A 26,834-nucleotide genomic window follows, 5' to 3' on the forward strand; every position below is an offset into this window, starting at 1 on the left:
ATACGAGCGGGGAGAGAGGACGCGCTCCGTGGCGGGCGTGGTCGGGGTCTCGAGGGCCACGGCCCTCAAGCCGGCCAACGTCGAGGGGAGCCCCGTCGGCGCCCACTACTGACCCGCTCCGGGATGGCCCGGACATGCGTTCAGGGATTCGGCCGCTCCGTCTGCTGCTCTGCCATACTGAATCTAGGCTTTGCTCATGATTTTCTTACGCATGCTCGTAAGTGGGTCAGAATGCATTGGAATATGCGCAAAATGACACAACACCTAGGAAGACCAACAGTGGCTCTCAAGAAGTCCGATCTTTACGCATCTCTTTGGGCAAGTTGCGACCAGCTTCGTGGCGGCATGGATGCCTCGCAGTACAAGGATTACATTCTGACCTTGCTATTTGTGAAGTACGTGTCCGACAAGGCAAAGACTGACCGTAACTCCTTGATCGACGTGCCGGGGGGCGGATCCTTCGATGACATGCTAGCCGCGAAGGGCGACAAGGAGATCGGCGACCGCTTCAACAAGATTATCGCCAAGCTTGCTGAGGCCAATGGCCTGCGCAACGTCATTGACCAGGCTGACTTCAACGACGAAGAGAAGCTCGGCAAGGGCAAGGAGATGCAGGACCGCCTCTCCAAGCTCGTGACCATCTTCAACGACCTTGACTTCCGCGGCTCCCGCGCCGAGGGCGATGACCTGCTTGGCGACGCCTACGAGTATCTGATGCGGCACTTCGCCACCGAGTCGGGTAAGAGCAAGGGGCAGTTCTACACGCCTGCTGAGGTCTCTCGCATTCTCGCCAAGGTGGTCGGCATCAACGGTGAAACTCGCCAGGACGAGACTGTCTACGACCCGGCCTGTGGATCGGGTTCGTTGCTGCTTAAGGCTGCCGCCGAGGCACCGCGCGGCATGACGATCTACGGCCAGGAGAAGGACAACGCCACCTGGGCGCTGTCGAAGATGAACATGATCTTGCACGGCAACGAGATCGCCGAGATCGCTAAGGGCGACACGATCACTGGTCCGCATTTCGTCAGCGGCACTCGACTCAGGACCTTCGACTACGTGGTGATGAACCCGCCGTTCTCCGTGAAATCCTGGAGCAACGGGCTGGAGAACGACTTCGATCGTTTCGAATATGGTCGACCGCCGGAGAAGAACGGCGACTATGCCTTCTTGCTCCACGCCCTCACTTCACTCAAGAGCACCGGCAAGGCCGCGATCATCCTGCCGCACGGTGTGTTGTTTCGGGGGAACGCCGAAGGCACCATCCGCAGGCGACTTCTGAAGCAGGGTTTCATCAAGGGCATCATCGGCCTGCCCGCCAACCTGTTCTACGGCACCGGCATCCCAGCCTGCATCGTGATCCTGGACAAGGAGAACGCCCAAGCCCGCACTGGCGTCTTCATGATTGACGCCTCCAAAGGCTTCGTGAAGGACGGCAACAAGAACCGTCTGCGCAGCCAGGATCTCCACAAGATCGTCGACACCTTCAACAAGCAGCGCGAGATCGAGCGTTACTCGCGCATGGTTCCCATGAGTGAGATCGCCGACCCGAAGAACGACTACAACCTCAACATCCCGCGATACATCGACTCTTCCGAACCCGAAGACCTCCAAGACCTGTCTGCCCACCTCCACGGCGGCATCCCCAATCGTGACCTCGACGCCCTCCAGCACTACTGGGACGCCTTCCCCGAACTTCGGGAGCAGATCTTCACGCCGAACCGCCCCGGCTACAGCGACCTGACTATCGATGTCAGCGCCGTACAGCAGGCCATCCTCGACGCCCCCGGCTTCCACAAACTCCGCGACCAGGCCGCCGGAATCGTCGAAGGCTGGTTCGCCACGCACCGCGACACCCTCGCGAGCATTACTGATGACACAACGCCCAACGAACTCATCGCCACGATCAGCGACGACCTGCTAGCGCGCTTCAAGCCGGTGCCACTAATAGATGAATACGGCGTCTACGAGCAGCTCATGACCTACTGGCATGAGGTGATGCACGACGACGTCTACCTGATCATGGCGGACGGCTGGGCGAAGGCCGCCAAGCCGCGAAAAACCATCGAGGACAAGGAGCGCAAGCTGTCCGAAACCCCCGACCTGGTTGCCGGCTCGGGCCGAAACGCTACCAGGTACAAGATGGACCTCATTCCGCCGGCGCTCATCGTGGCGCGCTACTTCGCTGACGAACAGGCCAGGGTCGACGAGCTGATGGCAGCCGCCGATGAAGCCACCCGCGCCCTCGAGGAATACGTCGAGGAGCACGCCGTCGAAGACGGACTCCTCGCCGACGCCATGGACGATGACAAGATCTCGAAGGCGCTCGTGTCCGCGCGACTGAAAGCGATCAAGACCAGCGGCGATCCCGACGAGACGAAGGCGCTACAGCACGCCACCAAGCTGTACAACGCCGAAGCCGCCGCCAAGAAGGCCGTCAAGGACGCACAAAGCGAACTCGACCTCGCCACGCTCAAGAAGTACGGCGACCTGACCGAGGATGACACCAAGATGCTCGTGCTCGACGACAAGTGGCAGGCGACAGTTGTGCGCCGCGTCACCGGCGAAATCGAAGCCCTCACACTCGACCTAGTCACGCGTATCCAACAACTGGGCGAGAGATATGCCGAGACAGTTCGCAACCTCGACGCCGAGCTCGGTCGGCTCGAAGCCAAGGTCGCGGGGCACCTCGCTGCGATGGGGGTCATGCGATGACGGCAATCGCGGGTTGGGATTCAACCTCAGTGGCCGACGAGTTCCACGTTCAGCTTGGGAAGCGCCTTGATGCGGCTGTGAAGCGGGGAAAAATCAAAGCGTGTATTAACAATCGGAGCGTGCGCTGGGGGCACATTCTGATTGAAGAATCTGTCTGGGAACCGCTTACTGATCAAGACATCCGGGGCCTACGCCTCATTGCTGGGGATGTGCTTATGTGCGAAGGAGGTGAAATTGGCCGTGCAGCCGTGTGGAACAATCAGCTACCCGAGGCGTATTTTCTGAACACGTTGCACCGCCTTCGCTCCAAAGGCGGGTATGACCCATACTTGCTTACTTCATTTTTCGAGCGGATAGCAGTCACGGGGGGACTTGCTGCGGTCGTCGGTAAGGCCACACTGGCACATCTTACGAAAGAGAATCTCCTCAACGTCCGGCTCCCCCTACCACCTACCGATGAGCAGTTACGCATCGTCGCCGCACTTAGGAGCGTGGGTGACCTGATTGCCACCCTCGAACGCCTCATCGCCAAGAAGCAGGCGATTAAGCAGGGCATGATGCAGCAACTCCTCACCGGCCGCACCCGCCTGCCAGGGTTCGCCGACGAGTGGACGGACATTCGACTGGGCGATCACGTGAGCTACGTGAAGACCGTAGCTCTCTCGCGAGATCAACTTGACGCGAAGTCGCCACTGAGGTATCTCCACTATGGCGACATTCATACTCGGTCCTCCGTACTGCTTGACACAGCAACGGAAGAGATGCCCCGTGCAAGCGCTCTACTTGCGGGGCGCGCAGGTCGGTTACGTCGCGGTGATCTCATATTTGCAGACGCCTCGGAAGATCCAGCGGGAGTCGGCAAATCGGTCGAAATCGTGAATGTACCTAGTGGCGGCGCCGTTCCAGGTCTTCACACAATCGCCGCCCGCTTCGATAAGTCGATACTCTCTGACGGGTTTAAGGCATATCTGCAGTTCATTCCATCGTTCCGTGATCAGCTGCTGCGCCTAGCAGCTGGAACGAAGGTTCTAGCAACCACACGCTCGTACATTTCGAGCATCACTTTGACACTCCCTGATATTGCTGAGCAGAAGGCAATCGCCGAGGTGCTGCATGACTCCGAGCGGGAGATCGACTCCCTCCGAGTCCGGCTCTCCAAAGCTCGCGAAATGAAGATCGGCATGATGCAACAACTCCTGACTGGCCGCACTCGGCTACCTGTGGAAGCGACGTCATGAATACTGAGTGGGCCATTGCTGAATTGGACAAGTTCATCACTATGACGGTGATGACGAACAACAGTCGGAGCGGTCCTGGGTACGTCTCGATTACTCACACTTCTAGTACTGCTTTCTCGGACGTGGATGTGACCAAGCAAGCGCATGTTGTTGAAAAGATCTTCGGCCAGGTGATCCCCCATTGGCGAACTGACATCGACCTGTCTAAGACTAATCGCTGGACCCGCCACCGTGAGGCCGCGGTCCGCGCCCGAGAGGAACTGCTCCGCGCCGAGGAGGTCCGAGAGAACCTTGGCGAGAACGCCCCTGCGCTGTCCGCGGCCGAGCTCCATCCATGGATCTGGGGCGGCGCACAGTCGCTCTGGCAGTCCGGCCATTACCGCGAAGCCGTCGGCGGCGCAATCCGAAAGCTCAACGCCGAGGCCCAGAACAAGGTAGGCCGTCGCGACGTGAGCGAGGCCGACTTGTTCAGGCAGGCATTCTCGATGGACGAGCCGAAGGTCGGCAAGTCGCGCCTTCGTCGAATGAAAAACGACGGTGGCGACACCTACAAGTCGGTGCAACGCGGCGCAATGACACTGGCTGAGGGTGTATTTGCAGGTATCCGCAACCCACTCAGTCACGAGGTGGATCAGGAGCTTTCTGAACAGGAAGCGCTGGAGTACCTCGCAGCCCTCAGCGTCCTGGCTCGCTGGGTCGATCAATCAGATGTGGAGGCCGTCTCTTGAACACAGGCAAATCGGTTCGCCTGTTCCTAGCTGATGGAAAGCCAGGTGGTTTGCTGACCGCTGAGATCATGAACTGGACCGGCCATGTGGCGGCTGCTCCGCGTTCGGACCTGGCGGCGCTCTTGAAGCGTCCCGAGGCAACCCGCACCGGCATCTACATCCTGCTCGGTGATGATCCGAACGGTCTCGGCGGGCAGTCGGCCTATATCGGTGAAGGTGACGACGTCAGCAAGCGGCTCTATCAGCATGCCCGCTCGGAAGACCAGAACGGCAAAGACTTCTGGGACCGTGCCATCGTACTGACGAGCAAGGACGCCAACCTGACGAAGGCCCACGCGCGCTACCTTGAGAGTCGGTTCATCACACTGGCCCTCCAGGCCAGCCGCGCTCGGCTCCTCAACGGCACCACGCCACCGCCTATCGTGCTGCCTGAAGCTGATGTGTCGGACATGGAGTACTTCATCGAGCAGGCCAAGATCGTGCTGCCCGTCCTCGGGGTCAACGTCTTCCGTTCGCCAGCAACGACCAGCACAACACTACAAGGCCAGGCTTCAAGCACACGGGCCGATTCACCGTTGTTCGAAATGTCATTGAGGAAGTTCGGGATCACCGCGACCGCGCAGGAAGTCGATGGTGAATTCACTGTGTTCGAAGGCTCCATTGCGCGACTGAAGTGGACTGGCGGCGAGGGACACAGCTACACCAGCCTGCGGGCGAAGCTGGAGCAGGACGGAACGCTCGTGCCCACGCCCGATGGCTCGGCGATGCGTTTCACCCGTAACCACGTATTCGCCAGCCCGAGCGCCGCCGCCGCGATTGTGGCTGGCCGCAGCGCCAATGGACGAATCGCGTGGCTCATACAAGGCACACGAAGAACATATGGTCAGTGGGAAACCGAAGGAGTGGAGGAGGCCATGCAGCAGGAGGTGAGCAATGAGTGATGTTGGACAAAGCGAACGAAAGACCCAGAAGCGCGTAGTGGATCTGTTTCGCGACCAGCTTGGGTACCGGTACCTGGGTAACTGGGAGTACCGCACGGGCAACTCGAACGTTGAAGCTGATCTCCTGACGCAGAACCTGAAGGCCCGCGGCTACGACGACAACGTGATCACACGCACCCTCGACCAGCTCGGCAAAGATGCCTCCGTCGGCGCAGGCCATGCTCTCTACGAAGCGAACCGAGACGTCTACCAACTGCTCCGCTACGGGGTGAAGGTCAAACCGGGCATCGGTGAGCAGACGGAGACGGTCTGGCTCATCGACTGGTCAACCCCGGGTGCCAACCACTTCGCAGTGGTTGAAGAGGTGACGGTGCCCGGCCAGCACACCAAGCGTCCTGACATCGTGCTCTACGTCAACGGCATGGCCCTGGCGACCCTCGAACTCAAGCGATCCAAGGTGTCCGTCACCGAGGGCATCAGGCAGACAATCGGCAACCAGAAAGCCGAGTTCATCCGCCCGTTCTTCTCCACGGTGCAGTTCGTCTTCGCCGGGAACGACGTCGAGGGCCTGCGTTATGGCGTCATCGACACGCCCGAGAAATACTGGTTGGAGTGGAAGGAGCCGTCGGAAGTTGCAGATCCACTCGACCGTGCCCTGCTCCAGCTCTGCGACAAGGCCCGCTTCCTTGAACTGATTCACGACTTCATCGTCTTCGACGCAGGCATCAAGAAGGGCCCCCGCCACAATCAGTACTTCGGCATCAAGGCCGCGCAGGAGCGCATCGCCAAGCGCGAAGGCGGCATCATCTGGCACACCCAGGGCTCGGGCAAGAGCTTGACGATGGTCTGGCTCGCCAAGTGGATACGGGAGCACCAGCGCGATGCGAGGGTCCTGCTGATCACCGACCGCACCGAGCTAGACGATCAGATCGAGAAGGTGTTCAACGGCGTCAATGAGCAGATCTACCGAACGTCGAGTGGCGCTGACCTGCTGGGCACGCTGAACCAGACACAGGAGTGGCTCATCTGCTCCCTCGTTCACAAGTTCCGTGGCTCCGACGATAAGAAGACACTTGACGAGGCTGGTAAGGACTTCATTGCCGAGCTAAACGCAACGATGCCGAAGGACTTCAAGGCCAAGGGCAACATCTTCGTCTTCGTTGACGAGGCCCATCGCACCCAGTCCGGCAAGATGCATACCGCGATGAAGCAGTTGCTGCCCGAGGCCATGTTCATCGGCTTCACCGGGACGCCGCTCCTCAAGGCGGACAAGGCCACGAGCATCGAGACCTTCGGTTCCTTCATCCACACCTACAAGTTCGACGAGGCCGTCGCTGATGGCGTCGTACTGGACTTGCGCTACGAGGCCCGCAACATCGACCAGAACCTGACATCACCGGCGCAGGTGGACAAGTGGTTCGAAGTCAAGACCAAGGGCATGACCGACCTCTCCAGGGCGGAACTCAAGAAACGCTGGGGCACCATGCAGAAGGTCGTCTCCAGCGAGCCACGCGCCAAGCAGATCGTGAACGACATCCTGCTCGACATGGAGACCAAACCTCGGCTGATGGACGGCCACGGCAACGCCATGCTGGTCGGCTCCAGCATCTACCAGGCCTGCAAGTTCTACGAACTGTTCTGCAACGCCGGTTTCAAGGGCAAGTGCGCCATCGTCACGAGCTACGTCCCGAACGCAAGCGACATTTCCAAGGAAGACTCCGGCGAAGGCAAGACGGAGAAGATCCGTCAGTACGACATCTACCGCAAGATGCTTGCTGACTACTTCGACGAGCCCGAAGACACCGCCGTCGGCAAGGTCGAAGAGTTCGAGAAGGCGGTCAAGCAGCAGTTCGTCGAGTGCCCCGGGCAGATGCGGCTCCTGATCGTGGTCGACAAACTACTCACCGGGTTCGACGCTCCGAGCGCCACCTATCTCTACATCGACAAGAAGATGCGCGACCACGGCCTGTTCCAAGCTATCTGCCGCGTCAACCGGCTCGACGGTGACGACAAGGAGTACGGCTACATCATCGACTACCAGGACCTCTTCAACTCGCTCGAGGACGCGATCACCGACTACACCTCGGGTGCCCTGGACGGCTATGAGAAGAAGGACATCGAGGGGCTGCTGAGCGACCGTATCGAGAAGGCGCGCGAGGACCTCGACGATGCCCTCGAGCGCGTCCGTGCACTCGTGGAACCTGTGGCTCCGCCGAAGATCACGCTGCAGTACCAGCAGTATTTCTGTTCCATGGAGCAAGGCAACGCAGAGCAACTCAAGGCCAACGAACCCAAGCGCGTCGAGCTCTACAAGGCAGTCGCCGCCCTGACGAGAGCCTTCGCAAACATCGCCAACGAGATGACCGAAGCCGGTTACAGCCAGTCCGAGGCGGAAGCGATCAAGAAGGAACTCGCCCACTACGTCGACGTACGAGCCGAGGTCAAGCTCGGGGCCGCAGAAGATGTCGACTTCAAGAAGTACGAAGCGGGAATGCGATTCCTGCTCGACACCTACATCCAGGCCGGCGCCTCCGAGACAGTCTCGAACTTCGAAGGCACCGGGCTCATCGACCTCATCGTCAAGCTCGGCGCCGGCGCGATCGACAAACTCCCCGCCGGCATCAAGAACAGCCCTGAGGCCGTGGCCGAGACGATCACCAACAACATGCGCAAGGTGATCATCGACGAACGCGCCATGAACCCTAAGTACTACGACCGAATGAGTGAGCTCCTCGACGCCATCATCGAGGAGCGGCGCCAGCAGGCCATTGGCTATCGGGAGTACCTCGCGAAGTTGCTCGCCGCCGCCAATCAACTGGGCACCAAACAGTCAGACACTAGGTACCCAAGCTGGGCTGACAACGGGGCGAAGCGTGCTCTGGTCGACTTCTTCAGGCCCGACGACCACCTAGCGATCGAGATCGACACCGTCGTTCGGCACACCAAGCCCGACGCATGGGTTGGCAACCTGATCAAGGAGCGCAAGGTCAAGAACGCGATCCGCTCCCAACTTGGCGACGACTTCGACGAGGCCCAACTCGACGAACTGTTCGAATTGGTGAAGGCGCGTCGTGAGTACAGCTAGTGCCTACCTGACCGTTCGGGGGATCGAGATCGACGTCATCTACAAGGACATCAAGAACCTCCACATCGGCGTCTACCCGCCGCTCGGGCGTGTGCGCGTTGCTGCGCCTACGCGGCTGAACGACGACCAGGTCAGGCTCGCCGTCATCCAGCGACTGCCATGGATCAAGCGGCAGCGCGAGCAGCTCAGGGCTGCGCCGCGCCAGACTGAACGAGAGATGGTCACTGGCGAATCCCACTATGTCTGGGGGATCCGCAAACGCTTGAAGGTTGCCGAGCGTCCCGGTCGCACCCACCTCGAAGTCGACGGTGACCGACTACTGCTCTACACGCCCGGCCACACCACGGCCGATCAACGCCGGACGGCACTCGACCAGTGGTACCGAGGGCAACTGCGTGAAGCTCTCCCCGCAGTCATATCCACCTGGGAGCAGAAACTGGAGGTGTCGGTCCCCAACTGGACAATCCGACGAATGAAGACGAAATGGGGCTCGTGCAACCGAGAGACCCGGCACCTGTGGTTCAACGTGGAGCTAGCGAAGAAACACCCCGATTGCCTGGAGTACGTAGTCGTCCACGAGATCGTTCACTACTTCGAGCGCAACCACGGCGAACGCTTCACGAATCTGATGGACAGTTGGCTCCCTGATTGGCGTAGCCGACGAGATCACCTGAACGATGCCCCGTTGGCCGAGGAGACCTGGTGATGCGGATCTTCGCAAAAGACACGAGCACGCGAAGAGCCCGCAGTCTGTAGTCCGTCTGAGTCCAAGACCGGGCGGACAAGCGGACAGGCGCGGCAACAGGTACGAGCTCACCTGGGCAATGCACAAGCGCTCTATCGCCTGGCTGATGGCAGCCACTCGCTGACGCTAGAAGACGTCGACGCGGAGATTGGCAAGGGCACCTAGTTTACCTTCGCAGCTCATACGGCCTCCGAGATCCACCAGCTCAAGCGCCAGAACGGCAACAGCTGGCCCATCAAGGCGTTGGCTGACCTCAAGATTTTCGAGTGTCGGCTGCGGGACATGTGGCTGCTGGCCGCGAGTTTCACTTGTCCCGTGTAGGCCGCTGCCAGAGTTGGCTGAATGTGCCCAGAGGTCGACTGACCTCGTCGAGTTCATCCAGTCCGGGCCGGAGGGTCGACCTTCGCAGGCTGGGCTGGTCGCTTCTGCTGGAGGGGGATCTCGACTCTGTTGTGGCTGCTACATAGCTGGCTTCAACTGGGCAGCGCGCGAGCTGATCGAGGCAATCGCTCCCCATCTTCCGGCTGGTCTAGTACCTCCTCCAGATGAAGCGCCAGGGCCTGACCAGCCATCTTGAAGCATGGGCCGAAGCGAAGATCGGTGTCAGGGCCTCGGCTGCCGGAGCCAGGCTCCCCGAGTCCATGCAGCCGTGTGTCCGCCTCGGCTACCAGTCCTTCGCCGAAGACATACGGCTGAGTGGCGAGGTTTCATTCACTGAGAGGGCGGAGGGATGCCGATGTCTTGCGTGACGGACGCACTGCCAGTACATCTCCTGAGGAATGACCAGAGCAGGATCGCCATAGAGCGCGGAGTGATTCAGTCCCCACTTGGTCAGGCCGAGGTGGACGACGAGCGTGTCCGCGCTGCGCTGGATGCCCCACTCCAACCCCTCGACAGGGCCCACGGTCGCTACCTCGGCTGAGACGATCCGCAGATCCGGCGTGACCTCAACCAGCGGTCTTCGAGCGCATCTACATCCAGAACGATGAAGTTGCTCGGTGTGACTTACGACGGGTCTTCGGGCCCATAGTGGATGAGGGATCCGGTAGCCGCGCTGCAGGAGGTCTGGACACCCAAGCGACCGGCGTCGGAGCCGTCCGGACTATTGCGCTGCTTCAGTCGAACCTTCCTGCGCCGTGAGCGCCCAGGCGGTCCTTTCGTTTGGAAACGAAAGAACCTGCAGCCTTCTCAGGCTGCAGGTTCTTCGTTTCCTGCGTGGTAGCGGGGGTAGGATTTGAACCTACGACCTCCGGGTTATGAGCCCGGCGAGCTACCGAGCTGCTCCACCCCGCGTCGGTGATCCCTACTTTACGACACGTCCAGCCTCGATCCAAATCGGTCGTCCTAGAGGTGGGGCACCCACGCCCAGGCGCGGCCAGGACGACTCCCCCGATACGGCGCAGGGCCCCGCTTCCGGGTTGGAAGCGGGGCCCTGCGATTGACTGCGGTAGCTCAGCCGGCCTGGGTCGGTGCCGCGCTCGCCGTCGGTGCGGCGCTTGGGGCCACCGTCACCTTGCCACCCTCGGGCTGCAACTCGATCGCACGCTTGATCGCGGCGTCGAGCTTCTTCTGCGCCTCGCCGTACGCGGCCCAGTCACCCTTCTTCATCGCGGCCTGACCGGCGTCGTACTGGGCGCTGGCCTCCTTCAGCGCTGCCGCCAGGTCAGCCTTCGGCGCGGGGGTCTTCCCGCCCGGGGCTGCCCCGTCCGCGCCCGGCTTGGCCGCCACATCAGAGTCCCCGGCGCTGGCACCGGAGTCGCCCTTGAAGAGCTGATCGAGTGCCTTGTCCAGGGTTGCAGCCCAGGCGATGTCGTTACCGAAGGAGACGACAACGGCCTGCAGGCGCGGATAGGTCGATCCGGCCTTACCGCTGACGTATTCCGGCTGCACGTACAGCAACCCGCCGCCCACCGGCAGCGTCAACAGGTTGCCCTTGTGTACTCGCGAACCACCCTGACTGTTCAGGTTGAGGAACTGGCTCAGCGTGACACCGAACTCCTCGGAGTTGCGGTTGCTGGAGTCGATGCCGTTCTGCACCTGGGTAGGTCCGGGAACGTTGGTCGAACTCGGCAGGTCGAGCAGCCGCATCTTGCCGTAGCCTTCGCGGCGCTTGCCCTTCTCCGAGCCCGCGTCCGAATCGACCGCGAGGAAGCCGGTCAGGTAGGGACGGCTCTCACCGACCGGTGAGAACGAGGTCGTCAGCGAGAACGAGGGACCGTCCTGGTCCGGCATCGCCACCGAGAGGTAGTACGGCGGCTGGTCGGGCAGACCGCCCTGGCCGGCGGCACCCATGGTCGGGTCCTCGGGAACCTTCCAGTACTCACCACCGGAGTAGAAAGCCCCCGGGTCGGTGATGTGGTACTTCGTCATCAACTGACGCTGCACCTTGAACATGTCCTCCGGGTAGCGCACGTGCTCCATGAGCTCTCCGCTGACCTCAGACAGCGGCTTCACGGTGTTCTTGAAGGTGGCGCTCCAGGCCTGCAGCACCGGGTCATTCTCGTCCCAGGCGTACAAGGAGACCGTGCCGTCATAGGCGTCGACGGTCGCCTTGACCGAGTTGCGGATGTAGTTGATCTCCCCGGCCTGCACCGCGGCCACGCTCTGCGCCCGCTGCGTGAGCGCATCGTTGGTCGCCGTATCCAACGCCTGCTTCTGGGAGTAGGGGTAGTGCGCCGAGGTCGTGTACGCATCCACGACCCATTGCACGCGACCGTCCACGACAGCCGGGTAGGCGTTGCCGTCCAAGGTCAACCACGGGGCCACCCGCTGCACACGATCACGCGGGGTGCGGTGGTCGAGCATCCGGGAGTAGTTGCCCACCTGGTCGGACAGCATGATCTTCAGCTCGCGGTACTTGATGGCGTAAGCCATCCGCTTGAACACGTTGCTCATCGCAACACCGCCGGAGCCCTTATACGTGTTGCGCTGCTCCCCTTCCGCGCTCTGGAAGTCCAGTTCGCGGGGCTTGCTGGATTCCTTCGCTCCGACGATGGAGTACTGCGTGGAGCGCTCACCGAAGTAGATACGGGGCTCGAACTTACCGAGCTCGCCGCGCGGCGGGATGTCGCGAAGGTAGTACTGCGGCTCACCGTCACCGGTCTGCTGGTTACCGTAAGCGGCCACCAGGCCGTAACCGTGGGTGTAGACCGTGTGGTCGTTGACCCAGTTACGCTGCGGCACACCGTTGATGTCCAGCTCACGGGCTGCGATCACGGTGTCGCTGACCTTGCCGTTGATCGTGTACCGGTCAACATCGAGCGCATCCGGGAAGGCGTAGTAACGCCGCAGGCCCTGGGTCTGGGTGAAGGTCGGGGAAACGACCATCGGGTCCAAGAGTCGAATACCAGGCACGGTGGCGGCGTCCTCGCGCAGCTGTCCCGGAGTGGCCTCCGTCTTGGCCCGATACTCGGTCTTTTCCACCGTGTCGATGTCGTAGGCCTCGCGGGTCGCCTTGATGTTCTTGGCTATGAACTCGGCCTCCAGCGACGCCTCCGAAGGCTTGACCTTCAGGCTCTGCACGGCCATCGGGTACAACCCGCCGACGACGAAAGAGGTGACCAGCAGCATGGCAACGGCGATGACCGGCAGCCGCCACGAGCCCGACCAGATGGTGGCGATGAACAGACCGGCGCAGATGATCGCCGCGATCGCCAAGATCGCCTTGGTGAACAGAACTGCGTTCTGGTCGGTATAGGTCAGACCGGTGATGAGACGGCTCTTGGTCACCGAGAGTTGGTAACGCTCCAGCCAGTACGCAACCGCGCGGATCAGCACGAACGCCGCAGCCAGCAGCGACAGGTGGATGCGGGCAGCCTTGGTCGTCTTCGGCCCGGACCCGGCCACTTGCAGTCCGCCGTAGACATAGTGGGTCACCACAGCGGTGATGAGCGCCAGAACCAGCGCCATCGTCGCGAAAGAGACCAGGAACGTCAGCCACGGCAACGTGAAGACGAAGAAGCCCACGTCAAGACCGAAGGTGGGGTCGTTGGTCCCGAAGGGTCGCCGGTTTAGCCACAGCAGCGCCGTGCGCCATTGACTGGCGGCCGCGACGCCGGCGAAGGCGCCCAGCACGAGCGGGGCGACCACCAGAGCGAGCCGCCGCAGCGGGTCCAAAAGCTCTCGGTAGTGGTCCAGCGCCTCCTGTTGGGCGGTCGTGGGTGGATAGATCGGCCGCGCCCGATAGGCAATCGTCAAGCTGCTTGCGATCAGCGTCGCCACAATGAGAGCACCGATGAGGAACAGTGCCGCCTGCGCACCGATCTGGGTCCACAGCACCTGGGAGTAGCCCACGGAGGCGAACCAGAGGACCTCGGTCCAGAACGTCGCCAGGGCGGTCGTCGCCGCAATGAGGATGCCGAGGATGGCCAGCGTGATCGCTACCCGGCTGGGTCCTTTGCTCTGTTTGCGTTCGGGGCCGAACGAGCCGCGTGGTGCCCGGCTCGCTCCGCCGGGGCCTCCTGGCCCGCCCGGTCCTTGCGGCCCGCTAGGTCCGCCAGGCCCGTTGCCTACGTCGAAAGGTCCGAACCCTCCGCCGAAGCCGCTTGATCCGCCGGGAGGCCCGTCGCCGGGCCCTCGAGGGGGGAAATTGCTGTCGTTGCTCACTACTGCCGCCTGTCCACCTGGTCTGGGCACTACGCCAACGGGGCACGTGAATGCCAGAGTTCCGTTCAGCCCACCGTACCTACCGTCACCGGCTCATGCGCGGGGCCGGGTCTGTGCGTACCGCCCGACCTTTGGCAGCATGGCCACGTGACCACAGCCCAGCCCATCTTTCCGCCCCTTCTCACGTGCGCCATCGACACTGAGCGCCATGTCGCTCTGGCGGGCTGGGATCAGCCCTGGAGACTCTTCGCGCTCGTGGACCGCGAGAAGCTCTTCGCCGCCGAACCGGGGCTGCGCGACCAACTCCAGGCAGACCCGAACTCCCCCATGCACGACGGCGCCGACAGCGAGGACGCCTCAGCCGACACCGCAACCACCGACACCGAGGCCGAGGCTGAGGCTGAGGATGAGGCTGATCTCGGTCCCGGTGAGTACGCCGCCGTCGAGCAGGAGGACCTGCCTGCGGCGGAAACCATCGAGGAACTGCTCGCCCAGATCGCCTGGCCACCAGAGGTGGACGGCGTGGCGTTGGCGGTGGAGCGGATCGTCGTGCCGCCTGAGGCCGAGGCCGATCTGCCGCAGGACCCCGAGGCCGCCACCGCGGCCCTGGCCGAGCACCCGGATCGTGCCGACATCCGGCTGCTGGTGGCTGTGCTGCGCGACGGTGAGCAGGCGTGCTTGATCCGGCAGCGTGCCCATGACACCGACGACAAGGTGGCGACCGGCTCCGACCTGGCCCCGGGTCTGACCAGCGCCTTGGCTGCCACTCTGCTGGACTGATCGTCACGGTGTGCTCTCCGGGCCGCGTAGGAAGGGAGCACACCGGGCAGCCGGCTGCGTTCGGTAGACGTGCTGCGACCCGCCTGTTTCAGCCGGCGCAGCGTGGGAGCGAGTCGCCCTTACCCGCCGCGATCGATTCGACGGCCTTTCGCGCGTCCTCGAAGTCGGCCACCCGCACCACCCGCAGTCCTTCCGGGGTGTGTGCGGCAGCCTCCGCGCAGTTCTGTGCCGGAGCCAGGAACCAGTGCGTGGCGCTGGTTTCGACGGCGCCCTGCATCTTGTGCACGATCCCGCCGATCGGCAGCACCTCCCCCTCGGGGGTGATGGCACCCGTTCCGGCGATTTTGGTACCCCCGGTCAGTGCCCCCGGAGTGAGCCGGTCGTAGACCCCGAGCGCGAACATCATCCCGGCGGAGGGGCCGCCGATGTGACCGGCGCGGATGTCCACGTCCACGTCGAAGCTGAATGTAGAGGAGACCGCCACACCCATCAGACGCCGACCATCCATCGTGGTGGGTGTGACCTGCACCACGCGTGCTTTGCCGCCGCGCAGCACACTGACCCGCACGGGCGCGCCGACTGCTGCCTTCTGCACCAGGTCGGTGACCTCCTTGCGGGTGGCCACCGGGGAGCCGTCGACGGCGGTGATGATGTCGTTCTTCTCCAGCCGTCCGGCCGCCGGCATGTTGGGGTCGACGGCGGCGACGGTGACCTTCTCCCGCACCGGCCGACCGAGTTCACGCAACGCGACCGCGACGGCGTCGTCCTGGGAGCCGGCCATCGCGGCGGTGTTCTGCTCCTCGACCTGCTTCTGGGTCACATCATCGGGAAAGACGTCGCTTTTGGGCACGATCTCGGCCTCGGGATCCAGCTTTGCGGCGAGGAAGTCCCACACGCTCAGCGGCCTGCCGGGTCCTCCGGACTGGGACACGGTCGTCATATAGAGCGAGCCGGTCGTGGGGTAGGTCTTCGCCCCTTTGACCCCGATCGTGGGGGTATCGGCGCCGTCGCGGCCGAGCACGTCGATCGCCGGCCCGGCCCGGTAAACCACGTAGGGCACCGAGATCACCTGGCCCAGAAGGGCCAACAGCGCACCGACCAGCACGATGGTGAGCACAGTTCGGCCCGATTCCATCCATGAGCGTTTCGGTGCCGGGCTCGGTTGAACCGCGTAGGAACCCTGGGCAGGGACCTGGGTTACCGCGGCGCCCGGGGAGGCACCTCGGCGCGCCGGCCAGGGCTTCACGGAGTTCCCACCCACTCCTGGGAGCCGTCCTGGAAGATCTGGTGCTTCCAGATCGGCACCGTGCTCTTCAGGGTGTCGATGAGGTAGCTGCATGCCTCGAAGGCTTCCCCCCGGTGCTCAGCGCTGACGGCCAACGCCACCGCCAGATCACCGATCTGCAGGGCACCCACCCGGTGCACTGCCGCGACCCGCACCACCCCGGGGCGCTGCTGGGTCTTCAGGACGAGGCTTTGCAGTGCCTCCACGGCGCTGGGGTGGGCCGAATACTCAAGACCGGCAACACCCTTGCCGGAATCATGGTCGCGTACCAGGCCGGTGAAGCTCACCACTGCGCCCGCGCGTGGGTCGGCTACGGCACTGAGGACCTCCTCAACGGACAAGGGCGTGTCCCGGACGTCCGAGAGTGTGTTGCTGTCCACGGTGATCCTCCTGTGCTGGCGTCAAGCGGTCCGGTTCGTAAGATCATCCGCCCTGCCTGGGCGGGGGTCGGGAACGCTTGACCCCCCTTACGTGGTTATCTAAAGACATCATCTTCTCAGGACGCGAAGGAGCGGCTCATGCCCAGCCCGTCCAACCCGAACGAACCGGATCCGGAGCAGCCCGACTTCAGCAAGCTCTTCGAGCAACTGCTGGGCGGCGGCGACGCTGGAATGGCACAAGCCATGGCCTCCATGGGACTGGACAAGGTCGATCCGGCAACCATGTCGATGCTTGCCGGGCAATTGAGTGCCATGTTCCAGGCGGCACCCACCGACGGCGTCAACCTCGAGCTGTCGGCAGATGTGGCCCGTAAGGCTGCGGCTGCCGAAGGCGACAAGGTCGTCACCGAAGCCCAGCGGCGCGGCAACGACGACGCGGTCCGGGTGGCAGACCTGTGGCTCGACAACGTCACCAATATGTCGGCGCCCGGCGCCGGGGTGCGCAGCTGGAGCAAGGCGGAGTGGATCGACGGCACGATGCCGATGTGGGGCAAACTCGTGGCCCCGGTCGCGGATGGGGTCACCCACGCGATCACCCAGGCGATGCGCTCCCAGCTGGAGCAGCTCGGCGGCGCTGAGGGGTTGAGCCAGATGCCGGGGCTACCGCCGGGAATGGCGCTGCCTGCCGGCATGGATCTCTCGGCGATGTTCGGGCAGATGGAGCCGATGCTGGCCCGGATGAGCAGTTCCATGTTCGGTGCGCAGATCGGCCGCGCTGTCGGCACGTTGGCCGGCCACGTGCTGACCGGCACCGAGGTCGGGCTCCCTCTGCTGCACGACACGGTGGTCCTGCTGCCGGCCAATATCGAGGAGTTCGCGCAAGGTCTGGAGATCGACGCGGCGCAGGTGCGGCTGTACCTGGCGGTGCGGGAAACCGCACGGGTGCGACTGTTCGCCGATGTGCCCTGGGTCGGACCCCAACTCGTGGCTGCCGTGCAGGCCTACGCCCGCGACATCTCGATCGACACCGAAGGTATCGAGGCCAAGGTCGCCGGCATCGACCCCACCGACCCGCAGGCCATGCAGGACGCGCTGACCGACTCGCTGTTCTCCAACGAGCGCAGCGAGGCCCAGAAAGCTGCACTGACTCGCATGGAAACCCTGCTGGCCCTCGTTGAGGGCTGGGTCGATGTGGTCAGCGATCGCGCGTGCGCACCGCACCTTCCGCAAGCCGACGCGCTCGGTGAGGCGATGCGTCGCAGGCGCGCCACCGGGGGGCCCGCCGAGCAGCTCTTCAGCCAGCTCGTGGGTCTGGAATTGCGGCCGCGGCGACTGCGTGACGCGGCCAACCTGTGGGCAGCCCTCGAAGATGCCGGCGGCGCAGCCGCGCGCGATGCCGCGTGGGCCCACCCGGACCTCGCCCCGACCGCGGGGGATCTGGATGACCCGCTCGGATATGTCGAGCGAGCCTGCAACACCTCCACTGATGAGACCGAAGCCGACCTCGATGCAGCGTTGGAGGCGATCTTCGCCGAGAACGACGCGGCCAAGGCTCGCGGGGACATCGGCCCGGAATCGGGTCCTTCCGATGCCGGGCCCTGGCCCAGCGACCGTCAGTCTGATGACACGCCCGGCGATGACGAGGCCGACGGTGGGCCGAACGGAAAGTAAGAGCAAACCCGCGCGTCGTCGACGCGCCCGTGCCGGGTGGATTCCCAACCAGCACGGCGCGTGGGCGATGCTCGCGGTGCCCTTCCTCGTCGGGGTTTTCCGGGGCGGCCCCACGCTGTTACACCTGCCGTTGCTGGGATGTTGGGTGGTGGGGTACTTCGCCTTCTTCGCTGCTGGCCTGTGGCTGCGATCAGGCCGTAACGCACGCTATGTACCGCCCCTGATCACTTACACGCTCGGGTGTGCCCTGTTCGGCGGGACGCTGGCACTGCTCCGTCCGGACTTGCTCGAATGGCTGTTGGTATACGTCCCGATCGCGGCACTGAGCCTGCTGTATTCGGCCAGGCGGGATGATCGAGCCCTGCTCAACGACATCATCACGATCATCGCGGCCTGCCTGATGGCTCCGATCGCCTTCGGTTTGAGCGCCAAAGCCGGAACGGCTGCGCCGATGTGGGCAGGCGGGGGGACTTCCCGCCAGATCCTTGCTGCCGACCCTGCGATGGGGTGGGTGACGCTGGCTCTGATGTGTTACTTCGTCGGCACCAGCCTGTACGTCAAGACGGTCATCCGGGAACGCCGTTCGCGGGCCTACCACCTGGCCTCCTGGAGCTACCACGGCGCGGTGACCTTGCTGTGGTTGCTGGCTCCGCTGTTGGGCGCACCCATTCCGCCGCAGGCCCACTGGCTGCTTGTGGCATTCTTCGTCGTGATGACCGTGCGAGCGGCGCTCATGGCGGGCCGCCGCGTCCGCCCGATGAAGGTCGGGCTGGGCGAGATCGCCGCCTCCACCGTGCTGCTGCTCATCCTCGTTCTGGCCTGGTGATACTGCCGGTCGCGCAGGCACCGCCACCACCCCGCGGCACGGGCTGCACCGGTGGGGTCTCTGCGTGGCCCTAGGGCTGCACCGGTGGCGCTGAGGACAACCTCGGCGGCTCGTCCTGGCTGGGTGGGCTCCCAGCCTCATCTGCGGGCTGCCCCGCTGGCCGGTCGGCCGCGGCGAAACCTTCCAGGTAGCCGCGAGCACGCTCCAGGCGGGGGTAACTCTGCAGCAACGCCCAGAACTCGGGGCCGTGTCCGGCCTCGATGAGGTGTGCCAGCTCATGGAGCAACACGTAGTCACGCACCCAGTCCGGCATCGGGCGCACCGCCTGCGAGATGCGGATCGCACCGGTGGAGGGGGTGCATGAACCCCACCGGGTGTGTTGCCGGTCCGACCAACGCACACTGCTGGGCACCGCGCGCCCATCCAGGTAGCGCGCCGAGAGCTGCTGCGCCTGGGCGCTGAGTTCGGCATCGGTGATCGCCGCCCGGCCTGTGCCCTTAGCCTTGATCCGCCCGGACAGTGTGCGAATCCAGTCGGTCTCCTCTTGGTCGGTGAGCGTGTCCGGCACCAGCACCACCAGACGACCCTGCTGCTGATAAGCGCTCACGGTGCGCCGCCGCCGCGCGCTGCGACGAAGCTCCACCTCCATACCGTCGATCACCCGGCGTTCCATGCGCGGCGCGGCCTGAGGCCCCCGCCTGGTCGTGCGCCGTCTGCCGGTACCTGGGCTCATGCCCTGACGGTATCGGGCCAATCTCCGAGCCGGCCTGCAACACTCACGGCGCTCGCAATCGACCAATGTGGGCGATAGTGCCACCTCTCATCTAGGGTGAGCGAGTGCCAAAGCCGCATGCGCGGTGCGATCGACGAGGAGACTTCACACATATGTCAGATACCGGCGAGACCTACAAGGGCGACTTCTACTGCGTCAAGTGCAAGGAAAAGCGCGAGACGGAGGGAAACGTCGTCGAGACCAACGGTCGTCGCATGGCAAAGGGCATCTGCCCGGAGTGCGGCACCAAGCTCAACCGGATCCTCGGCAAAGCCTGATCCATCGCACGTAGGGGTCGCTGCGCGGGGGGCGCTGCGGCCCCTTCGTCATGTCCGCAGACAGCGCTCCGCTGTGGATAGCGGGCGGGCCGGATCGCCGCGACGGCGACACTGAACGGGCTGTGACCCGGTGATCCCGCCGCATCGAAAGGCCCCGCCTGTGAGCCGTCCGCGCCTGCCCGACCACGCCCGACCCTTCGTTCGAGGGCGCGGGTCTTTGCAGGTGGGCGAACAGCCTGGGCAGGGCGTGGTGTTCTCCGGCTTGAGCCAGGACGAGATCCGTCTGGTGATGGGGCTGGACGGTAGCCGCGACCTGGAGCAGTTGCGTGCAGAACCCGGCGCAGCGCGCCTGGACGCGCTGCTGGAGGTGCTGCGCGACCGCAGCCTCCTGGCCGAGACGGGATTGGACCCGCAGGTCCTCCTCGAACTCGGTCCCCACCGCGAACAGTTGGCCTGGGACGCTGCAGGGCGAGCCGCGGCCTACGGCGTAGACGACGGCTACCGGCTCCTGCTCGCCCGACGCGACCGCACAGTGGTAGTCGCCGGTGCCGGCGCGGCGGCCGCGATGATCGCCGTGCTGCTACGCCAGGGTGGGGTCGGCCACGTCTGCGTCGGTCCGCACGCCGGTGATGCCCTGGACCTGGAGTTGCGCTCCGGTTCCGGCGAGTTACCCGACTGCATCGTCCTGATCTGTGAGGGCGCGCTCCCCCCGGATGCGGCGCTGCCCTGGTGGCGCCGTGGCGTAGCCGTAGTTCCCCTGATCCTGCGGGCGGAGCGAGCCACCGTCGGCCCCCTACTCGCCGCCGGAGGCCCGTGCGCACATTGCCTGGACCTGAGGCGTAGCGACGCCGACCCCGGCTGGCCGGCCGTCCTGCAGCAGATCACCCAGTCGGCCCGCATCAGGGGCGAGGCGGGCGCCGAGAGCGCCCTGAGCGCAGTGGCGGCCGGCGTGACCACCTTGCTCGTTCACGACCGGCTCGACGTACCCGGAACCCCCGACGGATGCTCAATCGAGGTGACGCTTCCGCTGCCGCAGCTCGTCTACCGCAAATGGTTTGCCCACCCCGATTGCCCATGGCACGAGACGGCAGTCACAATTGGTGGGTGAGCGAACCTCCCCGCGGGGGATTCACCCGCACCCTCAGACTTGCCGCGCTGCCACTCGGAGTGGCAGGTCGGGCCGCCATGGGCGCAGGGCGGCGCCTGGGTGGGGTACCAGCTGAAGACGTGGCCCTGCAACTGCAAGCCGCTACCGCCGAGCAACTCTTCACCGTTCTCGGCGAACTCAAGGGCGGGGCGATGAAGGTCGGGCAGGCGCTGTCCATCTTCGAGGCGGCGATGCCCGCCGAACTGGTCGGCCCCTACCGCGCTGCACTGACCAAGCTCCAGGACTCGGCGCCGGCCATGCCTGCCGCGACTGTGCACCGGGTGCTTACGGAGAACTTCGGCCCCCGGTGGGAATCGCGCTTTCGCGACTTCGACGATGAGCCCTCCGCCTCGGCCTCTATCGGCCAGGTGCACCGGGCCACGTGGCGTGATGGGCGCGACGTCGCCGTCAAGGTGCAGTACCCCGGCGCGGGTGCGGCGCTCATCGGCGACTTCCGGCGTCTGTCCCGGGTCACCCGACTCTCGGCGGGTTGGATCCCGGGATTGGACTTGACCCCGCTGTTGACCGAACTCGTCGACCGCGTCGAGGACGAGTTGGACTATGAGGCCGAAGCGGTCAGTCAACGACTTTTCGCTCAGGCTTTCGCCGGCGACCCGCATGTCCGGGTCCCAGCCGTGGTGCATGCCGGGCGCACCGTCATCGTCTCGGAATGGTTGGAAGGCACGCCGCTGTCCCAGATCATCCGGGAAGGTAGCGAGCAGGAGCGCGACGCTGCGGCGGCGCGCTACCTGGAATTCCATCTGTCCGGCCCGCAACGGGTGCGGCTGCTGCACGCCGATCCCCACCCCGGCAACTTCCGCATGCTGCCCGACGGGCGCCTCGGCGTGATGGATTTCGGCTCCGTGGACAACCTGCCGGACGGCCTGCCCCCCGCCATCGGATGGCTGTTGACCCGAGCACTACTCGAAGATGCCGACACGATCGTCGCGGGGCTGCGCGAGGAGGGTTTTATCCGCCCGGAGATGGACGTGGACCCTCAGGAGTTGCTGGACGTCCTGGACCCCTTCGTCGACGCGATCCGAACCCCGACGTTCCTGTTCACCCGCGAGTGGTTGGGCAGCCATGTCGAACGCTTCCAGAATCCGACCTCGGTCGACTTCCGGACGGGACTCAAACTCAACCTGCCAGCCGACTACATGCTCATCCACCGGGTGTGGGCCGGCGGTATCGGGGTGCTGTGTCAGATCGGCGGGGAGATCCCAGCCCGCGACATCCTCGACCAGGGGCTGCCCGGGGCGCACTTCCCCGCTTTGGAGACCAACCCCTAGACATGACGGCGGCGAGGACCCTGGGGGTCCTCGCCACCGGTCGTGCAGAACATCCTCAACGCATCACGTAGAAGTCCCGGCGAGCGTTGGGCTCAGAGCCGGACAAGACGGACAGGTCGGTTCCGGAGGCGCGCTGCGCGGCCGAGCGGATCCGGGCCTCGGCGAGGCGCAGACGGTCCAGAGTGAGCGTGGATGTTGAGCCGAAAGACAAAGACTTCACAGGTGATAATCCCCTTCACGGAACTAGCGGTCCAGCGGTCCATGGCGCAAACCACCATGGGAGCCATGGCGAGGGATCATCTTCCCGGACGATCCAACCCCGCAACGACAGGTTTACTTTACGCCTCAACTAACTTTTTCTCAAGTTGGCGCCCTCTATCTCTTGACAGACTGTCTGTCGAAAGTCCAATATGCCCACCCGCAAATCGGCGAGACACATGCACAGGCTGCTGGCTCGCTGCACGCCCTCACGGCTGTCGGTGAACCACAGTTCTGCGCCCGTGTTCCCGGCACGGCAGCAGGCTCGAGCTGGAGACGTTCAGTCGAGCAGCGTCCGGTCGGGCTGATCCGGCTCGTCTAACTTCGCAACCGCCGCTTCCTGCGGCGTGGCCCCCTCGACAAGGGCCAGCACCGCACCTCCGTACAGGGCGAGCTTGCGTGCTCCCACCCCACTGATCGCGCTCAACGAGGCGACGTCACTGGGTCGTCGTTCGGCGATCGCTTCCAGGGTGGCGTCGGTGAACACCACGTAGGCGGGAACTTTGGCCTCCTTCGCCGTCTCGGCCCGCCAGGTGCGGATGCGCTCGAACAGCTCAGGGTCGTAGGCAGGGGGGCAGTCATCACAGCGGTTTCGCTTGCGCATCGCGGCAGTGATCAACTCCGTCCCGCAACCTCGGCAGTGCTTGGGTCGAGCCACCCGGCGCGCACTGGGCTGGGAGCTGCGTCCGGGGGCCCGGCGGGCCCGTGCCCCCTGCCCGAGCACCTCGGCAGCAGGGTCCAGGAAACGCGAGGGGCGCCGCGTGGCTCGTCCCCCGGCGGCTCGCGCGGCAGCCCAGGTCAGGCGTAGATCATGCCGAGCCCGGGTCAGCCCCACATAGAGCAAGCGGCGTTCTTCTTCGATCGCATCGTTGCCTTCCGCCATGGCGATCGGTAGCAGGCCGTCGCTGCAGCCCACCAGGAAGACCACGTCCCACTCCAACCCCTTGGCGGCGTGCAAGGACGACAGCGTCACCCCGCACACCGCCGGGGCGTGCATGGCGGCGGCCCGCTCATCCAGGTCAGCCACCAAATCGCGCAGTCTCGCTTCAGGGTGAGTACCTGCCATGGTTCGCGCCAGTTGCACCAATGCGTCGAGGGATTCCCATTGTTCACGCACCGCGCCCCGGGCCGCGGGGGCGCTGTGTTGCCACCCCGCCCCGGTGAGCACATCCCCCACAAGCTTGGCCAGCGGCACCGTTCCGTCGTCGCCGCGGACCGCGCCGCGCAGCAGCACCAGACCTCGACGCACCTCGGGTCGGGAGAAGAACCGTTCCCCACCCCGGACCAGGTAGGCGACCCCCGCTTCGGCCAGCGCTTCCTCAAGAGGTTCGGACTGGGCGTTGGTGCGATACAGAATCGCGATCGAGCTGGCGGGGGTTCCCGATTCGATGAGCTGAGCGACGGTGGCGGCCACCCCGGCAGCCTCGGCCTCGTCATCGGGATAGGACGTCAGGGTAGGCGCGGGCCCCGGCTCCCCCTGGGCTCGCAACTCCAAGCGCGGGACTTGACCGCGAGCGCCGCCGAGCACCAGGTTGGCCACGTTCACAACCTGGGGTGTGCTGCGGTAGTTCCTGGTCAGCCGCACCACGCTCGCGCCGGGGTGATGACGCGGGAAGTCGAGCAGATGCGAGGGTGTGGCACCGGTGAAGGAGTAGATCGTCTGGGCAGGGTCGCCCACGACACAGACGTCTTTGCGCTCCCCCACCCACTCGTCGAGCAGACGCTGCTGCACCGCGTTGACGTCCTGATACTCGTCGACGACGAAGTGGCGGTACTGGGCGCGAACCGCGCGAGCCACCTCCCCGGACTCACGCAGGATGCCGACCATGAGCAGCAGGACGTCCTCGAAGTCGATGACGCCACGCTGAGTCTTGATCGCCTCATACTGGGCCAGCAGGCGGCCCACCGTAATGTGGTCGGCGCCGTTGACCGCTCGCCCGGCGGCGGCCGCGGCGGCCGGATAGCTCTCATCGGTGAGCATGCTCACCTTGGCCCATTCGATCTCGGCCGACAGGTCGCGGATCGCGGCGCGGTCGGTGGACAGCCGCAACCGGGATGCGGACTCGGCAACCAGCGGAGCCTTGGCCGACACGATCTCCGGCGCCGCGCCTCCCACTGCCTGCGGCCAGAAATAGCGCAACTGCCGCAATGCCGCGGAGTGGAAGGTTCGGGCTTGCACGCCGGGGACCCCCAGCGAGCGCAGCCGGGTGCGCATCTCCCCGGCGGCGCGAGCGGTGAAGGTGACCGCCAAAACCCGACTCGGCGCATAGGCCCCAGCTTTGACCCCGTAGGCGATCCGGTGCGTGATGGCGCGGGTCTTCCCGCTGCCTGCACCGGCGAGAACGCACATCGGGCCCAAGGGTTGGGAGGCTACAGCCCGCTGATCGGGGTCCAGTGCAGCCAGCACATCGTCGGAGCTCCACTGCGCGGCCGGCACCGCCTCCGGCGCAATAAGCCCGTCGAGGGCTGCGCTCTCGGCGCCGGTGGGGGCAGTGGGCTGGTCCGGGTTGATGCTCATCGTCAGCGATCTTGTCAGATACTGCCGACCTCGCGCCGGGCTCCTCCCCCGGCCGACAGACCGGCTGGCCCCTGGCAGACTAAGCAGCCGCGCCTGCACCCGCCGCAGGCCTGCCCCGATGGGCCCCAGCGCCTCAGCGCAGATCGCCACCGCACTCCAGGAGCATCAATGAGCACCCACCCGGTCGTCCCGGCAGCAGGAGAAGTCACCGTCTACAGCACGTCTTGGTGCCCTTACTGCTCACTGCTGACCTCGAGCCTGGTCGCTGAAGGCGTGCAGTTCACCATCGTCGACCTTGATGAGGACCCTGAAGCTGCGGCCTACGTCGAGCGGGTGAACGGCGGCAACCGTGTGGTGCCGACCGTGGTCTTCCCAGATGCGACGACGGCCACCAACCCCGCGATCGACGACGTTCGCTTGCGCTTGTACTGAGCATTCTCGTCAGCAGGTCAGGGCCTTGCTGCACCAGCGGACCGGCACGTCACCCACGGCGATCGCCGCCAGAGCCGGCCGGCTGGCAGACCGGGTCAGCTTCGGGCGGACCAGCGTTCGCCGCCGCCAGGCTCGTCGACGCCGGGAACGAACAACTCCGGCCCGTACCAGCGCTGGATGAGATGCCGAGAGATCGACAGCCTGCCGGGCAGCAGCAGGGATCCCTCGGCCACGCCTTGGCGTACCTGCTCTCGCTCATACCATTCGGCCTGGGCGATCTCGCTCTCTTCCAAAACCAGTTCAGTGTCCAGCGCCCTGGCTTGGAAGCCCACCATGAGCGAGCCGGGGAAGGGCCAGGGCTGGCTGCCCACATAGGCCACCTCACCCACCCGAACGCCCACCTCTTCCTGCACCTCCCGGCGCACCGCGCTCTCCAGGCTCTCGCCGGGCTCGACAAAACCGGCCAGCACCGAGCGGCGGTCGCTCGGCCAGGCCGGGGAGCGCGCCAGCAGGATGCGGTCTCGCTGGTCCAGGACTGCCATGATGACGGCCGGGTCGGTGCGCGGATACAACTCGCGCCCTTCGGCGCTGCAGTTGCGGACCCAGCCCAGCCCGCCCGGTGTCGTGTCAGCACCGCACCGGGGGCAGAACCGATGGCTGGCGTGCCAGGAGGCTAGGCCCTGCGCGGTCATGAACCGTTCCAGATCGTCGGCGGCAAGCCACGGTCCCGTATCGCGCAGCGTCCGCCATTCGGGATCGAGTTCGGCCTCATTCTCGGTATCGATGACACCCAAGGTGGCGACCCCCTCGGAGTCCCGTCCGAGGAAGACGACCAGCCGTGTTTCGTCGTCGCCCTGCCATCGGCGCAGACTCAACCGGGCGGCTCCTGGGTCGCCCTGCACGCGGGTGCGCCCCCCGCGCATCTCCAGGACACGGGTGCGCGGGTCTGCCAGCAGGCGGGGCAGGGTGTCTGGATCGGTGCGCTCACCAGCGCTGCGGTCAAGCACACCAGCCATGGCGGGGGGCGTGCCGGGGGTGTGCACCATGGCGCAACTGTACGACTGCGCGCCCACCTTGCGGCGTGCGGCTGCGCCCGCGTCGCCACCTCAGCGGAGCGCCGCAGCGACGCGGCAGCATTGCACGG

20 protein-coding genes and 1 tRNA gene are annotated in these 26,834 nt (G+C 64.9%); 13 read left to right on the plus strand and 8 right to left on the minus strand.

Translation table 11 applies throughout. From position 1 onward, the window contains the following. The first annotated feature begins 252 nt into the window (after positions 1 to 252). From G9V96_RS04525 to G9V96_RS04550, 6 genes are read left to right on the plus strand one after another with little or no spacing between them, the layout of a single operon-like run. Positions 253 to 2,712, plus strand: a complete 2,460-nt coding sequence (locus G9V96_RS04525) for a type I restriction-modification system subunit M (RefSeq protein ID WP_168581970.1) — start codon at positions 253 to 255, stop codon at positions 2,710 to 2,712. Continuing rightward, positions 2,709 to 3,950, plus strand: a complete 1,242-nt coding sequence (locus tag G9V96_RS04530) for a restriction endonuclease subunit S (protein WP_168581971.1) — start codon at positions 2,709 to 2,711, stop codon at positions 3,948 to 3,950. The genes G9V96_RS04525 and G9V96_RS04530 overlap by 4 nt, the downstream gene beginning before the upstream one ends. Next, positions 3,947 to 4,678 (plus strand): TIGR02391 family protein, encoded by a 732-nt coding sequence (locus G9V96_RS04535; protein ID WP_168581972.1) that lies wholly within the window; start codon positions 3,947 to 3,949, stop codon positions 4,676 to 4,678. The genes G9V96_RS04530 and G9V96_RS04535 overlap by 4 nt, the downstream gene beginning before the upstream one ends. After that, the gene (locus G9V96_RS04540) at positions 4,675 to 5,619 is read left to right on the plus strand and encodes a GIY-YIG nuclease family protein (RefSeq protein WP_168581973.1); all 945 of its coding nucleotides are present in this window, start codon (positions 4,675 to 4,677) and stop codon (positions 5,617 to 5,619) included. Before G9V96_RS04535 ends, G9V96_RS04540 begins: the two co-directional genes overlap by 4 nt. After that, on the plus strand, positions 5,612 to 8,704 hold the full coding sequence (locus tag G9V96_RS04545) for a type I restriction endonuclease subunit R (protein WP_168581974.1): 3,093 nt from the start codon (positions 5,612 to 5,614) through the stop codon (positions 8,702 to 8,704). The genes G9V96_RS04540 and G9V96_RS04545 overlap by 8 nt, the downstream gene beginning before the upstream one ends. Next, complete coding sequence (locus G9V96_RS04550) at positions 8,691 to 9,410, plus strand: M48 family metallopeptidase (RefSeq protein ID WP_168581975.1); 720 nt, start codon at positions 8,691 to 8,693, stop codon at positions 9,408 to 9,410. The genes G9V96_RS04545 and G9V96_RS04550 overlap by 14 nt, the downstream gene beginning before the upstream one ends. 1,255 nt (positions 9,411 to 10,665) lie before the next feature. Here G9V96_RS04550 and G9V96_RS04555 read toward each other — a convergent pair. Further along, positions 10,666 to 10,742: transfer RNA gene (locus G9V96_RS04555), tRNA-Met, on the minus strand. A 159-nt stretch (positions 10,743 to 10,901) separates the two neighbouring features. After that, entirely contained in the window at positions 10,902 to 14,054 is a 3,153-nt protein-coding gene (locus G9V96_RS04560) for a UPF0182 family membrane protein (RefSeq protein ID WP_168581976.1), read from the minus strand. 147 nt (positions 14,055 to 14,201) lie between these two features. On the opposite strand from G9V96_RS04560, the gene G9V96_RS04565 reads away from it, so the two are divergent. After that, complete coding sequence (locus G9V96_RS04565) at positions 14,202 to 14,834, plus strand: PPA1309 family protein (RefSeq protein ID WP_168581977.1); 633 nt, start codon at positions 14,202 to 14,204, stop codon at positions 14,832 to 14,834. A gap of 88 nt (positions 14,835 to 14,922) precedes the next feature. Here G9V96_RS04565 and G9V96_RS04570 read toward each other — a convergent pair whose 3' ends face one another. After that, a complete protein-coding gene (locus G9V96_RS04570) occupies positions 14,923 to 15,969 on the minus strand; it encodes a YlbL family protein (RefSeq protein WP_168581978.1) in 1,047 nt (348 codons plus the stop codon). A gap of 107 nt (positions 15,970 to 16,076) precedes the next feature. Beyond that, positions 16,077 to 16,499: a molybdenum cofactor biosynthesis protein MoaE gene (locus G9V96_RS04575; protein ID WP_168581979.1), complete on the minus strand. Its 423-nt coding sequence runs from the start codon at positions 16,497 to 16,499 to the stop codon at positions 16,077 to 16,079. Between the two features lie 138 nt (positions 16,500 to 16,637). Between G9V96_RS04575 and G9V96_RS04580 the strand changes: the two genes are divergently transcribed. Both G9V96_RS04580 and G9V96_RS04585 read left to right on the plus strand, forming a co-directional pair. After that, complete coding sequence (locus G9V96_RS04580) at positions 16,638 to 18,170, plus strand: zinc-dependent metalloprotease (RefSeq protein ID WP_168581980.1); 1,533 nt, start codon at positions 16,638 to 16,640, stop codon at positions 18,168 to 18,170. Next, on the plus strand, positions 18,151 to 18,996 hold the full coding sequence (locus G9V96_RS04585; protein WP_168581981.1) for a YwiC-like family protein: 846 nt from the start codon (positions 18,151 to 18,153) through the stop codon (positions 18,994 to 18,996). The genes G9V96_RS04580 and G9V96_RS04585 overlap by 20 nt, the downstream gene beginning before the upstream one ends. A gap of 70 nt (positions 18,997 to 19,066) precedes the next feature. Here G9V96_RS04585 and G9V96_RS04590 read toward each other — a convergent pair whose 3' ends face one another. Then, positions 19,067 to 19,729 carry a M48 metallopeptidase family protein gene (locus G9V96_RS04590; RefSeq protein WP_168581982.1) on the minus strand — a complete coding sequence of 221 codons (663 nt, stop codon included), beginning with the start codon at positions 19,727 to 19,729 and terminating at the stop codon, positions 19,067 to 19,069. Positions 19,730 to 19,881: 152 nt separating this feature from the next. Between G9V96_RS04590 and G9V96_RS04595 the strand changes: the two genes are divergently transcribed. The 3 genes from G9V96_RS04595 (at position 19,882) to G9V96_RS04605 (ending at position 22,482) form a co-directional block, all read left to right on the plus strand. Then, a complete protein-coding gene (locus tag G9V96_RS04595; RefSeq protein WP_168581983.1) occupies positions 19,882 to 20,046 on the plus strand; it encodes a DUF5679 domain-containing protein in 165 nt (54 codons plus the stop codon). 160 nt (positions 20,047 to 20,206) lie between these two features. Next, on the plus strand, positions 20,207 to 21,154 hold the full coding sequence (locus G9V96_RS04600) for a hypothetical protein (RefSeq protein ID WP_168581984.1): 948 nt from the start codon (positions 20,207 to 20,209) through the stop codon (positions 21,152 to 21,154). Next, the gene (locus tag G9V96_RS04605) at positions 21,151 to 22,482 is read left to right on the plus strand and encodes an ABC1 kinase family protein (RefSeq protein WP_168581985.1); all 1,332 of its coding nucleotides are present in this window, start codon (positions 21,151 to 21,153) and stop codon (positions 22,480 to 22,482) included. Before G9V96_RS04600 ends, G9V96_RS04605 begins: the two co-directional genes overlap by 4 nt. A gap of 55 nt (positions 22,483 to 22,537) precedes the next feature. Here the strand turns inward: G9V96_RS04605 and G9V96_RS04610 are convergent, their stop codons facing one another. Beyond that, complete coding sequence (locus G9V96_RS04610) at positions 22,538 to 22,702, minus strand: hypothetical protein (RefSeq protein WP_168581986.1); 165 nt, start codon at positions 22,700 to 22,702, stop codon at positions 22,538 to 22,540. Between the two features lie 318 nt (positions 22,703 to 23,020). Next, positions 23,021 to 25,258 carry an ATP-dependent DNA helicase UvrD2 gene (locus G9V96_RS04615; protein WP_168581987.1) on the minus strand — a complete coding sequence of 746 codons (2,238 nt, stop codon included), beginning with the start codon at positions 25,256 to 25,258 and terminating at the stop codon, positions 23,021 to 23,023. Between the two features lie 168 nt (positions 25,259 to 25,426). Here G9V96_RS04615 and G9V96_RS04620 point away from each other — a divergent pair, with 168 nt between their 5' ends. After that, positions 25,427 to 25,690 (plus strand): glutaredoxin domain-containing protein, encoded by a 264-nt coding sequence (locus G9V96_RS04620; protein ID WP_168581988.1) that lies wholly within the window; start codon positions 25,427 to 25,429, stop codon positions 25,688 to 25,690. A 95-nt stretch (positions 25,691 to 25,785) separates the two neighbouring features. Here G9V96_RS04620 and nudC read toward each other — a convergent pair whose 3' ends face one another. Then, entirely contained in the window at positions 25,786 to 26,736 is a 951-nt protein-coding gene (gene nudC / locus G9V96_RS04625; RefSeq protein WP_168581989.1) for an NAD(+) diphosphatase, read from the minus strand. Positions 26,737 to 26,834 lie beyond the last annotated feature (98 nt).

The organism is Gephyromycinifex aptenodytis, from assembly GCF_012277275.1.
Taxonomy (GTDB): domain Bacteria; phylum Actinomycetota; class Actinomycetes; order Actinomycetales; family Dermatophilaceae; genus Gephyromycinifex; species Gephyromycinifex aptenodytis.